11 protein-coding genes are annotated in these 13,176 nt (G+C 69.8%); 9 read left to right on the top strand and 2 right to left on the bottom strand.

Features of this window, described 5'->3' with window-relative positions:
* Nucleotides 1-339 precede the first annotated feature (339 nt).
* The 3 genes from ACFY3N_RS31900 (at nucleotide 340) to ACFY3N_RS31890 (ending at nucleotide 3,970) form a co-directional block, all read left to right on the top strand.
* Complete coding sequence (locus ACFY3N_RS31900; RefSeq protein WP_390820264.1) at nucleotides 340-1,455, top strand: helix-turn-helix domain-containing protein; 1,116 nt, start codon at nucleotides 340-342, stop codon at nucleotides 1,453-1,455.
* A gap of 608 nt (nucleotides 1,456-2,063) precedes the next feature.
* Nucleotides 2,064-3,179, top strand: a complete 1,116-nt coding sequence (locus ACFY3N_RS31895; RefSeq protein WP_390820263.1) for a hypothetical protein — start codon at nucleotides 2,064-2,066, stop codon at nucleotides 3,177-3,179.
* Nucleotides 3,176-3,970 (top strand): DUF6008 family protein, encoded by a 795-nt coding sequence (locus ACFY3N_RS31890; protein ID WP_390820262.1) that lies wholly within the window; start codon nucleotides 3,176-3,178, stop codon nucleotides 3,968-3,970. The genes ACFY3N_RS31895 and ACFY3N_RS31890 overlap by 4 nt, the downstream gene beginning before the upstream one ends.
* 546 nt (nucleotides 3,971-4,516) lie before the next feature.
* On the opposite strand, the gene ACFY3N_RS31885 is transcribed toward ACFY3N_RS31890, so the two are convergent.
* Entirely contained in the window at nucleotides 4,517-5,470 is a 954-nt protein-coding gene (locus ACFY3N_RS31885) for a ScbA/BarX family gamma-butyrolactone biosynthesis protein (RefSeq protein ID WP_390820261.1), read from the bottom strand.
* Between the two features lie 116 nt (nucleotides 5,471-5,586).
* On the opposite strand from ACFY3N_RS31885, the gene ACFY3N_RS31880 reads away from it, so the two are divergent.
* On the top strand, nucleotides 5,587-6,213 hold the full coding sequence (locus ACFY3N_RS31880) for a ScbR family autoregulator-binding transcription factor (RefSeq protein ID WP_390820260.1): 627 nt from the start codon (nucleotides 5,587-5,589) through the stop codon (nucleotides 6,211-6,213).
* 263 nt (nucleotides 6,214-6,476) lie between these two features.
* Here the strand turns inward: ACFY3N_RS31880 and ACFY3N_RS31875 are convergent, their stop codons facing one another.
* On the bottom strand, nucleotides 6,477-7,100 hold the full coding sequence (locus tag ACFY3N_RS31875; RefSeq protein WP_390820259.1) for a TetR family transcriptional regulator: 624 nt from the start codon (nucleotides 7,098-7,100) through the stop codon (nucleotides 6,477-6,479).
* Between the two features lie 303 nt (nucleotides 7,101-7,403).
* On the opposite strand from ACFY3N_RS31875, the gene ACFY3N_RS31870 reads away from it, so the two are divergent.
* The 5 genes from ACFY3N_RS31870 to ACFY3N_RS31850 all read left to right on the top strand — a co-directional run bounded on the left by ACFY3N_RS31870 (nucleotide 7,404) and on the right by ACFY3N_RS31850 (nucleotide 13,174).
* Nucleotides 7,404-8,585 carry an IS701 family transposase gene (locus ACFY3N_RS31870; protein ID WP_390820258.1) on the top strand — a complete coding sequence of 394 codons (1,182 nt, stop codon included), beginning with the start codon at nucleotides 7,404-7,406 and terminating at the stop codon, nucleotides 8,583-8,585.
* Between the two features lie 88 nt (nucleotides 8,586-8,673).
* Nucleotides 8,674-9,117, top strand: coding sequence for a winged helix-turn-helix transcriptional regulator (locus ACFY3N_RS31865; protein ID WP_390820257.1), 444 nt, complete (start codon nucleotides 8,674-8,676; stop codon nucleotides 9,115-9,117).
* Nucleotides 9,118-9,216: 99 nt separating this feature from the next.
* On the top strand, nucleotides 9,217-10,197 hold the full coding sequence (locus ACFY3N_RS31860) for a DUF1702 family protein (protein WP_390820256.1): 981 nt from the start codon (nucleotides 9,217-9,219) through the stop codon (nucleotides 10,195-10,197).
* Nucleotides 10,198-10,280: 83 nt separating this feature from the next.
* Entirely contained in the window at nucleotides 10,281-11,267 is a 987-nt protein-coding gene (locus ACFY3N_RS31855; RefSeq protein WP_390820255.1) for a DUF1702 family protein, read from the top strand.
* Nucleotides 11,268-11,323: 56 nt separating this feature from the next.
* A complete protein-coding gene (locus ACFY3N_RS31850) occupies nucleotides 11,324-13,174 on the top strand; it encodes a CRTAC1 family protein (RefSeq protein ID WP_390820269.1) in 1,851 nt (616 codons plus the stop codon).
* Nucleotides 13,175-13,176 lie beyond the last annotated feature (2 nt).

Genomic DNA, 13,176 nt, shown 5'->3' with positions numbered 1-13,176 from the left:
GAGACGACACTCGGGCCCTCGCCCTGCCCAACCTCAGCCCAGAACACGAAAACGGTCCACCGACTCCGTCGGCGGACCGTCACGCAAGATCGAGGCTAAAGGTGCCGGTAGTCACGGGACTGGCACCGACTCCTACCGTCCCGTCGGGCCAGCATCCGGGTACGAACTGCGGAAAGCGAATGAACAAAGCCAGATGTGTCCGCGGATGTCCCCGGTGTCGAGAAACCGTCTTTGTCGCTCCGTTGTCCTCCTCCACGCTGGCCTTGCGCCCTGTGACTGCCGACAGGACCTCGTGCGTTGTCCGGGCGTGTGTGCATCTTGTGACGGGGAGGGACAACAATGATTGAGACGGTGTTCCGCACCGACGAAGTGCCAGCAGCCGATCGGTTCGAGGCCTGGCGCGAGCAGTTGGGCAGGAACCACGCACCCGTGGAAGTCACCAGACGGGACACGTCCGACTACCAGGCGTATCTGCGTGTTCTCGAACTCGGGAACGTGGTCGTGTGGCCGATGGCCATGCAGCCCGTAGGCGTTCTGCGGACGCCGAAGCTCATCCGGCAGTCCGACCCGGAGCGGTACCACCTGTCGCTGATCACGAGCGGGACGGTGGGGTTCGCGATGAGCGGCCGGGACGCCACATACGGCGTCTACGACCTGCGCACCCATGACAGCTCGCGGCCGTTCGAGATCCACATGCCGGAGCGGCAGGACCATGTCGCCTGCGTGGGCGTCGAAGTCCCCAAAGCGCAGCTACCGCTGCCTGCGCGCCAGGCCGACCAGGTGATTGGTCGCCGGCTGACGGGACAACACGGTTTCGGCGCCCTGCTGTCGGGCTTCCTCACCCATCTGACAGCAAACGCAGGCTCCTACACAGCAGCCGATGGCCCGCGGCTAGAGACGGTCCTGGCGGACCTGCTTGCCGCCTTGTTCGCCCGCGAACTCGATGCCGAGGAATCACTCGCCCCAGAAACCCACGCTCATGCCCTGACACTGCAGATTCAGTCCTTCATCCGGCGGCATGTCAGCGATCCCGGCCTGACCCCCACCGCTGTCGCCGCCGCGCACCACATCTCTGTCAGTCATCTGCACCGTCTCTTCCGGATCCACAGTCCGGGACGCACGGTAGCCGGATTGATCCGTCATCACCGCCTGGAACAAGCCCGACGCGACCTCGGCAACCCGGCCCAGCGAGCCGTACCCGTTTGCGACATCGCCGCTCGCTGGGGATTTGCACACCACGCTGTCTTCACCCGCGCATTCCGCGCAGCCTACGCCCTCGCGCCCAGCGACTACCGCCATCAGGCGCTGACGGAGCACGCCATGGCCGCACCTGCCGGGCCCAGCTCGCCGCCGATGCCCGCAAATGATTCCACCTCCGCCTACGCCAGCCACACATCATCGGAGTCTCCTTCGGTAGACCACATGTCCGCTACACCGTCGAATGGAACCCCTTGAGTTTCTGATCAACAGGAAGCTCGCTGGTCCGGTGCCTCCCCCGCCGACGCGGGCGTCGCCGTCCGGGCCGGGTGGTGGACCGGGGGCGGCTGCGGCCACCATCGCGTCGACGTCGCCGACGATCGCCTCGGCGCGATGGCGCCGGCCTTCTCGTCCACGAGCGCGGCCGGCGGCTGAACGCGTCGCGCAGCTCCGTGGGGACACCGCGGACCTCCCAGGCACCGGTGTGCTCGTTGCGTTCGCGCCGCTCCCCGAACCAGCTGTGGGTCGGGGAGCGGACGCGGGCCTCGAAGCAGGCGTCGGCTCCGGCTGCCACGGCTCGGTCGGCGGGCACGGTTCTTCGGAGGCGGCCCACGGCCTCGGCCGTCTCCTCGTCACGACGGGACCGGCGAGCGGGCGAGCCGACGGCCGCATGATCGACGGCTTGTGTCCGAGCCGGTGGGTCACATGGCGCCGGACGTTCGGCGTGCCGACGTCCGCAGTCTCGAAGAAGCCACCGCGCCACCGCCGTTCCTACAGTTCGTGGACGTCGGGACGTCCCACGCGAGTCGGACCTGTCCCTGTGCGATGCATTGACTCCGGACGCGAGCGCCGAGAGGGGCCTGGCTGTGGCGGGAACGGGCAAGGACGCGGTGATCGGTGCCGGGCGGCGTGCACGGGAGCCCCTGGACCCGTTGGCCGCCGCTCCGCGGCGCCGGGGCTCCGTCCTGGTGCTCAGTGTGCTGGCCGGTTTCCTGCTGACCGTGGTGTGGTCCGCGGAGTTCGCCGACCAGACGGTCGGGGGCAACGTCGCCGAAGCCGTGCTGGGGCGAAGTCCCGAGGCGGCGCCGCTCACCTCGGTGGTGGCCGGTGCCGTGTTCGCCTTCGCTTCCGGGCTGGCCGGTACCTTCACGGCCTGCAACATCGCAGCGTTCGGCGCGGTCACGCCCATGATGGGCGCGGAGGGGACGCGGTGGGAACGCATGCGCCGCTCGCTGGTCCCCCTGGGGTGGCTGTCCCTGGGGATGGTCACGGTGTCCGCGCTGTACGGCGCGGTCGTCGGCCTGGTGGGGACGTCCATGCCGCAGTTCTCCCAGGCCGAGAACGTCCCCGGGACGCTGTCGGGGCGATCGGTGCAGTCGATGGTGGTCTTCGGCCTCATCGGCCTGGCGATGCTCTGGATGGGGCTGGCCGCCCTGGGGTACCTGCCGGATCCCCTCGCCCGCGTCTCGGCGCGCTTCCCCCATGCGCGGACGCTCTTCCTCGGCGTGCTGATCGGGGGCTTCCTCGTGGGCCGGCCGTATCCGCTGTTCCGGCAGCTGTTCCGGGACGCCGCGGAGAGCGGCAACCCGTTGTACGGCGCGCTGGCCTTCGTGCTGCAGTCCGTCGGCAACATCGTCGTGATGGCGGTGCTCTTCCTGCTGCTGTCCTCGGCCGCCGGCCGCCGGCCGCCGCCTGCACGCCTGGACGGCGAGGAGGCCCGGCCGGGCGGCTCTCGTCACCGGTGCCGCGCTCGTCGTGGCGGGCGCCTTCACCGTTCTGTACTGGGACGTCCGGCTCCTGGCCCGCAGGGAGATCCTGCCGTGGTACCCGATCGCCCCCTGGGCCCAGTGACGTCCTGTCCCGGATCCACGTCCGCGGACGCCTCCGGCCCTGCCGGTGACGCGGCCGCCCGACTCCCGAAGGATCAGACATGGACCATTCCTCACACACACCGCATCCGGCGGGAACCGCGGAGGGCATGAGTGCCGTCGCGAGTGCCGTCGACGTCGCGGGTGCCGTGTTCCTCGTCCTGTGGACCGTCGTGATGTGGCTGGCCGTGTGCCTGCTCGCCTGGGCGAACAGAGGTCCGGTGCGGCCCTGGCTGTACCGGGGTTCGGTGGCGGTGATCGGTCTCGGCGTCATCGGCCAGATCGGGCACTTCCAGGAGCACGTCGCCCAGGCGGCCTACTGGATAGCGCATCCCGAGGCGCCCGCCTGGATGACGCCCTGGGGCGACGGTCTGGCCCGCGGCATGGGCCGCGTCGACCCGGACAACCCCTCCCTGGGGATGGAGATCCTGCATCTGACGGGCAACTACGTCTTCCTCGCCGGGCTGGTCGGCATCATGCTGATCACCAGCCGGGCGGTGACGGAGCTGAAGTCCCGCAGGTGGGCGCGGATGGGGGTCTGGATGCAGGGCGTCCACGGGCTCGAGCACGTCCTGCTGACGGTCTCCGTGGCGCTGGGCGCCGACCGCGCGATCGGTCTCTCCACCTGGTTCGGCGCCATCGCCCCCGGTCCGGCCCTGACGACGTACCGCGTCTGGTGGCACTTCGTGGCCAACCTCGTCGGTACGGCGATCCTCACCGTCGCGGTCTTCCACCTGTGGCGTGAGCGGCGAAGCGTCAAGGTGTCCCACACGGAGGCCGCACCCGGTCCCGGCGAGCGGCGGGACGGTGCCGTCGGTTCCCCCCGGCGGGAGCCTGAGGCGGAGGCGGGACCTGCGGATTCGGACACGGAGGCGGCGACCGTCCTGACGGGACGCGCCCCGTAGGGCCCTCCGGGCCGCTCCGCTCCTCACGGCACGGGTCCCCGGCGGTCGGGGCCGCCCGAGCCGGAGCCCGGTGCCGGTGCGCGCCCGCCACGGCCCGGCGGTGTCCGTCCGGACATGCCCCCGGTGCGGCACCTCCGGTACGGGCCACGCGCCGCGGCCGGCCGCACGGTGGGGTCCCGGTTTCCGGGCGGCGGCCGGGTGCGGCGGTCTCCGCCGGGGGCGGTGCGGGTCCTTCCGCGGGCCCCGAAGGACGCCCCCGTACGGACGGCACGGCAGAACCGCCGGCCGGTTCGGGTTGCGACGGAAACCCTGTCACGCGTCGCGGAGTGGTACCCGCGGCACGTCCTCGCCCGCCGGGTCGGCGGCTCGGCGGGCGGTCGGCCGGGGCGGCCCGGCCCCTCGGCGTCCGGGCGGGGATGCCCGTCCGCGTCCTGCGAGGTGGCCCCGGCCGGAGCGGTCCGTCGTGGTGTTCCCCTTGTCGTTCCGCCGGGGCGGACTCGTGTCCGCCGGCCCTTCCGGGCGTGGACCGTCGGCCGCTCGTCGTTCTCAGCCGGGACAGGAGCCGGTCACGTCCGTCATCTGGGTGACCGCGGTGAAGGCGAAAGTCCCGCTCTGGAGAGCGTTGACATGTGTCGTCTTCCGGGATCCTGCGGTCGAGGGCATCGCCTCCGCCTCTATCCAGCAGGGTTCGTCGAACTCCACGTAGCGGTGGAACGACACGTCCATCGACGTCGGCATCATGACGCCGCCGGACGGGTGCAGGGCGTGGCCGGCCTGCCGTACCGACTCCAGGAGCAGCATGCCCGGAACGTGGTCGACCGGGTGGTCGAAGAGCACCGGATGGCTGGTGTCGACCCGAAGCCGCCAGCGCGACCGGTCTTCCGTGGGTGACAGGACGACGTCCTCCCGCCTGATGCGTCCGGCCACGGCCGCGGGAACGGGCGGCGCCGGTCTCGGAGCGTTCGCGCACGCCCCGGCCGCGTCCGACCGTCCGGCCCTGAGACGGCGGTACACAGCCGGGGCGTGCTGGCCGAACGCGATGGTGGCGACGGCCAGAAGGGCCGCGTCGCGCACCACCTCGATACTCATGGTCATCGCGACGGGCAGAGAGCGCCGGTAGCGTATATCCGTGCACCGCACGTGCATTTCGATTTCGGCGGGAACGTTGCCGACACGCATCGCCTCGGGATTGACCGAGTACCGCAGGCTCGACCAGCTGAGCTGGTAACCGAAGGGCACCTTGAACGCCGCGTGGGTCAGAAGCAGGCCGCACTGGCGCAGGCTTTCGCACAGCAGCAGCGGGTCGTGAACGCCGTGTTCGGAACTGTAGAAGCTGTGGCTGCGCGGCCACTGGGCGCTGACCAGAAATGAGTCGGGGCCGGTCTTGTTCCAGCCCGTCAAGAACACTTCCGCAAGCGCGGCCCGGTGCACGTACTCCTTGGCAACAGTCGTGGTCAGCGTAGGTCTCAGGGTATCGGGACGGTCGTCTGTACCAAGCATGCCTCTCCCCTGGGGCGTGCGTGCGTATGCCCTCCGGCTCTACCGGCCGAAGGGGCCGCTCTGTAAAATAAGGGTGTTCGTTTTTTTTGTCGAGATGATGATTCCGAGGTCGAACGATGGCCGAACCCAAGCAGGAACGGGCTGCCAGGACTCGGGAGTCGATCCTCCGTGCCGCTGCCGAGGTGTTCGACGAGTGCGGTTACAGCGGGGCGAGTATCAGTAAGATCATGAACCGCGCCGGGGTGACCCAGGGAGGCATGTACTTCCACTTCAAGTCGAAGAAAGGCCTGGCCCTGGCAGTGATGAGCAGCCAGCAGAGCTTTGTCGACTTCCCCCCGGAGGGCGGCGGTCTGCAGCGGGTGATCGACCTCACCTTCCACCTCGCCCATGAGCTCCAGACCAACCCCCTCGTCCGGGCGAGCATCCGACTCGCCGTCGAGCAGGGGGAGTTCGGTGTCCGTGACGACACCGCCTACCAGGAGTGGGTCGCCCTGGTGGAGACCTACCTGCAGAAGGCGCGGCAGCGGGGCGAACTGCTCCCGGAGGCGGACGAACACGATTTCGCCGTCGTTCTCGTCAGCGCGTTCACCGGCAGCCAGCTGTTCTCGAGCGTCTCCAGTGCCCGCGCGGATCTGCAGAACAGGATCGCCCTGCTGTGGCGTTATCTGCTGCCCGGCCTCACGTCCCCCCAGGTGATGGCCTCCCTGCGGGTCGAGCCGGCGGACGGGACCCTGGCCGCGTGAGGCGTCCACGGACCCGGTCCGCGGCATCACCGTCGACGAGGTCGCGCCCGCGCCCGGCCGTGAGCCGTTCACGGCCCGCCGACGAGGCACCCGCACGCGCCGCGGGAGCCCCCGTACCGTCTGCCGGCCCGGTCGCCGGGACACGGCCCTGCCCGCAGCATCGAGGAAGCCGGCTCCGGTACCGGTCGCTCATGCCGGCCCGGACGGTGGCGGCCCGGTCCGCCGCATGCGCACAGCCGGAAGTCCGGGCGGCGCGCCGGTCCTCAGGGGCGGACCAGCGGCGGATTCGTGCCAGGTGCTCCCGCGTCCTGCACCCCTGTCAGGACCAGGGCCCACAGGCGCTCGAGTTGCGTCACGGCGCTGTCGCGCTCCCTTTCCGCGCCGGGCCGGGCCCGGAGGTACGCCTCGGTGCCGTCGACCAGGTACTGCACCAGGAGGGTGAGGTCCTCGACCGGTGTGTCGTCGCTGAGCTGGCCCCCGTGGTGTGCCTCACCGAGCAGCCTTCGTACTTCCGGCAGCCAGCAGTCCGTCCAGGGGAAGGGGGAACGCGACTCCCGGGACAGCCGGATGGCGGCACGCACGGTGGTCTCGTTCTCCATGAGGTCCGCGATGGCCAGACTGAGCTCCATCACCCGCAGTAATGGCGGTGTCCGGCCGGCGGCCACACGGCCCACCGCCTCCGCCAGCAGTGACTGCCCCGCCTGCCAGACGGCGTTTGCCAGGTCGTCCTTGGAGGGAAAGTGGAAGGTGAGTGCCCCCACGGACACGCCGGCGCTCTTGCTGACCGCTGAAAGTGACGTACCGTCGTAGCCCTTGCGGTCGATCTCCGCGGCCGTGGTGCGCACCGCGGCCGCGCGGGTGCGTACGGCTCGTTCTTGTTTCACCATGCTGCCTCCGAATGCCTGCGCGTGGACGGACGCATGGGGTGCACGGTCGCTAAGCACCGGAGCAAGCCGCTCGTCTCGCCTTCCATGGCGTCAGCAGGACGATGCTGAACCTCCGTCCGGCGGCAGCCAAGGGGGACTTGCCCAAGATGCATCAGGTTCGTCGCGGCTGGTCCGTCGATTACCTGATCTTTGCCCCAACTTGGCGAAGTGGCACGGTGATTGCATTGCCATCAGAAAAAAAGAGGACGTTCGCTATTGTTTTCCCGGGGTAGGCCGCCGGCCATCACTGGGAGGGGACGCACCATGGTGACGCACGCCTCGACGGATTCCCGGTACTCGCTACCGGCCTTCGCGGACCAGCTCTTCGAGCACCTGCCGCGTACCGACCAGCGCAAGTGGGCACGGGTCTACCTCGAGGCCCTGATGGCCACTCGGGGCAAGAAGACCGTCCGGCGCCTGGCCGCCTCCGTGTCGGACTCCCCGACCGCCTCCCAGTCACTGCACCAGTTCGTCAACGCGAGCCCCTGGGACTGGACGCCGGTACGGCAGGAGATGGCGCGCTGGGTCGAGTCCAGGCTCACTCCCCGGGCCTGGCTTCTGGACCTCGCGGTGATACGCAAGCGAGGAGAGCACTCCTGCGGTGTGCACCGGCGCTTCGTTCCGGCCACGGGCCGCTCCGCCACCTGCCAGGTGGGAGTGGGGGCCTTTCTCGCCACCGCCGATGCGGCCATTCCGGTGGACTGGCGCCTGCTGCTGCCCGGCTCCTGGACCAACGACCCCCGAAGACGGCTGCGCGCACGCATCCCCGAGGACATCGGCCCCCAGCCGATCGAGGATCACGCCCTTGCCCTCACCGACTTCCTCGCGGGAAGCAGCCGGCCGGTCCCCGGTCCGGTCGTCGCCGATCTCGCCACCGTGCCGGGCGCCCACACACTCGTCCGCGGTCTGGCGATACGCAACCGCGACTTCGTCATCGCCGTGCCGGCCGGTTTCAAGGTGGTCCTCGGCCGGCATCTGCACCTCCAGAAGCCGTCCGACGCGGGCGAACGCGGCCTGGCCCTGGCCGCCCGAAGCCTGTTCGAATTCGATTCCGGTCTCACCCATGCGGAGGTGGTCGACACCGCTGACGCGAACACGCGGCGTCTGGAGGTCAGGTCCGTCCGGGTCTACCTACCGGACACCCACCCGTCCTTCCCTCCTCGTACCTACTCGCTGTTCACCGTGGCCTCGGAGAACAGCAGGCGGCCGGTACAGACGTGGCTCACCAGCCTGACGCACGCCCGGGCGGCCGAGGTGGTCGGTCTGACGCGGTTGCTGGCACACAGCCAGGAGGCGGTGCGCCGCATGGAGAGCGATTTCGGTCTGCTCGACTTCGAAGGGCGGTCCTACCCGGGCTGGCATCACCACATGACCCTGGTGTCCGCGGCATACGCGTACAGCAGGACCGGACACCTCTCGGCCGTCGAAAGACCCGAGGCCGCCTGATCGCGTACGGCCGCTCCTTTCCGGCGGCCCCGCTGGCCCCTGCACGTCAACCCCCTGCGCGGTCGGAGGCGGCACCCACGGTGAGATCATGCTGAAGCACACGTACGAGGGGCAGGACTGCAGTCTGGCCCGGGCCCTCGAGGTCATCGGTGAGCGCTGGACCCTGCTCATCGTCCGTTCGGCACTGCTCGGTGTCCGCCGCTTCGACGGCTTCCTGGGCAGCCTGGACATCGCCCGCAACGTCCTGACGAACCGGCTGGCACGACTCGTCGACGCCGGGCTCATGGAGCGAGTCCCCTACCAGTGCAGACCCCTTCGTCACGAGTACGTGCTCACTCCTGCCGGGCATGACCTCACACGGGCGGTCCTGGCGCTCATGCAGTGGGGCGACCGGAACCTGCCCGCGCGCCTGGGGCCCCCGCGCAGGGCCGAGCACCGCGGGTGCGACGGATCCGTCCACGTCGAACTGCGCTGCTCGCGCTGCGGCCACGAAGTCGGTGACGAGGAAGTGGAGATACGACGCATGCGGTGACCGGAACGGCAGCGCACGACCGGAGATGCCCCGTGCGAAAACTCCGTCCCACGATGATCCCCTCCGCCCCGACCGGGCGGTTGGAGGAGGAGGTGGATCGTGGTGTCCGTCACGGGAGCGCTCCGCAGAGCGGTCATGGCGCCCTCTTTGACCGAAGTGAGTTTCGCAGGAAGGGGTTTCCCCGTCAGCCCCACCGAGGAGACCAGACGTCTGGAAGGCGTCCCGCAGGCGGTCGTCTGCGGTTTCGAATGGGCCATCGGAGACCGTTCCCTGGCGGACACGGAGCGCCGCCTGGCCATGGTCGACGCGGATGTCCGGGGCTTCGCCTACGAGGGGGCGACCATGGCGTGCGCGGTCAGGGACGTGATGGGCCGCCGGGGCCGCCGCACCCGGGACCTCCTGCAGGGTGACGGGGGCAGGCCCCACATCTTCCTGAACTACATCGGCATCGGCTTCGCCATGGCACGCCTGCCCCGGCCCCTGTGGCGGGGAATCCTGCCCCGGCTCACCGGTGCCGAGTACTACCCCGCCATGAACTGGCTGGCCGTGGACGGTTACGGGTTCGACCGCGCCTACTTCGACACGGCGCGCCGGGTCGACCGGCAACGGCGCCCACGACCGTATCCCTGGCAGGGCGACGCCGACTACTTCCTGCGCGCCGTCGACCAGGGCATCGGGCGCGCCCTGTGGTTCATCCACGGGGCCCACGTCGGCCACGTCACCGCTGCCGTCGCCGCATTCGCCGAACAGCGCCGGGCGGATCTGTGGAGCGGCGTCGGCCTGGCCGCCACCTTCGCCGGCGGCGCTCCCGCCCTGATGACCGCACTGCGCCGGAACGCCGGCCCGCACGGTGGGCACCTGGCCCAGGGAGCGGTCTTCGCCGCCAAGGCGCGCCACCACTCCGGGCATGTTCCCGAGCACACGCGGGCCGCCGTTCACGCCCTCACCGGGCTGGAGGTCCGTGCGGCCGCCGAACTCGCCGACGACTGCGCCGTCCCCGCGGCCGGAGGCGGGGCCGTGCCGGCCTACGAACTCTGGCGGCGCCGGGTGCGCGAGCAGGTCTTTCCCGTCTCCGTCTGAGCACGCTCGGAGTGGACGGCCGTTCCGGAACCACCGATACATTCGTCGCGGAATTCTTCGGCCACGAGGGGCGGTCTATCGCGGTGTCCACTGCATTTGGTGCGCTTCGGCGCCGACTACTCACACCTCCGCTTTCCGAGACGACAATGGAGGTGCGCGGATTCCATGTGAAGAACCTGGAATCCAAGGCGCGTCTCGAGAAAGTCGGCGAGACGTTTCTTCAGGGGTACGCCTTCGCCGTCGAGGCGGGTTCGGGGGCCGAGGCCGAGGAGCTCCTCGAGACGGTGCCGCGGGAATTCCGCGGCTTCGCCTACGAGGGTGCCGCCATGGGCGCCGTCGTCCACGACGCGCTCCCCGGCCACGGCGGCCGGCTCTCGAGCCTGATGTCCGGCCGCGGCCGGCATCACGACTACATGATCCATGTCGGAATCGGCTGGGCGATGGCCCGGCTGCCGCGCCCCCTCTGGCCGGACATCCGCACCACGGACCCCCTCCTGCGCTGGCTGGCCCTGGACGGGTTCGGCTTCCACCAGGCGTACTTCAAGACCTCCGCATACGTGCGCGATCCCTCCCCGCCCGCGCCCTTCCGCTGGAACGGCGGCCACAACCACTACACCGCCAACGCCATCGACCAGGGCATGGGGCGGGCGCTGTGGTTCGTGGGCGGTACGGATCCGGACACGGTCGCCGGCCTGATCCGCTCCTACTCCGCACACCGTCACGCCGACCTGTGGGCCGGTGCGGGACTCGCCTGCGCCTACGCCGGGGGTGCCACGGAGGAGGAACTCACCTTCTTCGCGCAGCAGGCGGGCGAGCACCGCTGGGCCCTCGCCCAGGGGGCGGCCTTCGCGGCCGAGGCCCGGGCCAGGGCCGGGACCGTGATCGAGCACACCCACCTGGCCGCCCGTGTCGTGTGCGGGGTCTCCGTCGAGCGGGCGTCCCGGATATGCAACGGCCTCAGGCCCTCCGCCGCCTCCCGGGACGCGCTTCCGGCCTACGAGAGCTGGCGCAGAGACATATCCGCCCGACTCGCTTCCGAATCGATCCTCCGGAAAGGTGCCGATCAGTGACCATAGCGAAGAGCTGGCTGCGCAGGAATTCCCCGGGGATCCTCGCGCTCACCCTCATGGCGAGCGTCTTCTATGCCGTCCGCATCCCCGAACCGTCTGCCGCCGACGTCAGGGAATCGGCAGCCGGATTCGCCTTCGAGCCGATGACCATAGCCATGCCGGGAGGGTTTCCCACGCAGAAGATAAGAAAGGTCAACAAGGCTTACGAGCACATCGACGCCTGGATTTCCTCGGTCGGCGCCGGCATCGCCCTCAACGACATGGACGGCGACGGCCTGCCCAACGACCTGTGCCTGACCGACCCCCGGATCGACCAGGCCGTGGTGACCCCGGCTCCCACCCGCGGCAAGGCCTACGAACCGTTCGCCCTCGATCCGGCCCCTCTGGGAACCAGCGACACCATGGCTCCGATGGGGTGCCTGCCCGGCGACTTCAACGAGGACGGCGCCATCGACCTGCTCGTCTACTACTGGGGCCGCACCCCTGTGATCTTCCAGAACGAGGGTGACCGCGGCGATCCGCTCGCCGCCTCCTCGTTCACGCCCGTGGAACTGCTGCCCGGCAAGCCCGGCCCGAGGTACACGGGTCCGTTGTGGAACAGCAACACCGCGGCCGTCGCCGACTTCGACGGCGACGGACACGACGACATCTACATCGGGAACTACTTCCCCGACAGCCCCGTCCTCGACCCGTCCAAGGACGGCGACGTGACCATGAACGACTCGCTGTCGCACGCCCAGAACGGCGGCGGCGGTCACTTCTTCCGCTGGACCGGGTCCGGTTTCGAGAAGACGGACGACGCCGTCCCGCAGGGCCTCAACAAGGGCTGGTCGCTCGGCGCGTCGGCCGCGGACCTCGACGGCGACCGGCTTCCGGAGATCTTCCTCGCCCATGACTTCGGGACCTCCGCACTGCTGCACAACACCTCGCGGCCGGGCCGGATCGAGTTCCGTGAGGTCAAGGCGGTGCACACCGGAACCGTTCCCAAGTCCAAGGAGATCGGGCGCAGTTCGTTCAAGGGGATGGGTGTCGACTTCGGGGACCTGGATCACGACGGCCTGTACGACATGTTCGTCAGCAACATCACGACGTCGTTCGGGATCCAGGAGTCGAACTTCGCCTTCATCAACAAGGCCGACGACAAGGACGACCTGCGGTCCCGCTTCGAGGACGGCGAGGCGCCCTACAGGGACGAGTCGACCGACCTCGGCCTGGCCTGGTCCGGCTGGGGCTGGGACGTGAAGATGGGCGACTTCGACAACAACGGCGATCTGGAGATCACCCAGGCGCTCGGTTTCGTCAAGGGCACGAACAACCGCTGGCCGCAGCTGCAGGAACTCGCCACGGCCAACGACGCGCTGATCGCCAACCCCACCTGGTGGCCGAACGTCAGGCAGGGGGACGACCTCGCCGGCGGTCAGCGGATGCGGTTCTTCGCCAAGGACCGGGACACCGGCCGCTACGTCAACCTCTCCACGGCTCTGGGCCTGGGGGATCCTGTGCCGACCCGCGGCATCGCGACCGGTGACGTGGACGGCGACGGCCGCCTCGACATCGCCGTCGCCCGCCAGTGGGACGAGCCCGTCTTCTACCGCAACACCGCCCCGGAGTCCGGCTCCTGGCTGGAACTCGTCCTCACCCACCCCGACGGTGCTCCGGTGATCGGCGCCGAGGTCCGCGTCGAGCTGCCCGACGGGAGCAAGCGCATCGCCCGCGTCGACGGGGGCGGTGGCCACTCCGGCAAACGCAGTACCGACATCCACATCGGCCTGGGCGAGGAGGTCCGGGGCGAGGTTTCAGGGACGGTCACCTGGCGCGACCGCGCGGGTGACGTCCACGAGCAGGAAATGAGGCTGGCGCCGGGCAGGCACAGCTTCGAGCTCGGCAGCCAGGTCAAGGAGAAGTGACC

Origin of the sequence: Streptomyces sp. NPDC000348 (assembly GCF_042898795.1) — a bacterium.
Classification (GTDB): Bacteria; Actinomycetota; Actinomycetes; order Streptomycetales; family Streptomycetaceae; genus Streptomyces.
The sequence above is the reverse complement of the archived record's forward strand: the minus strand, read 5'-3'. Positions and strand labels throughout refer to the sequence as shown.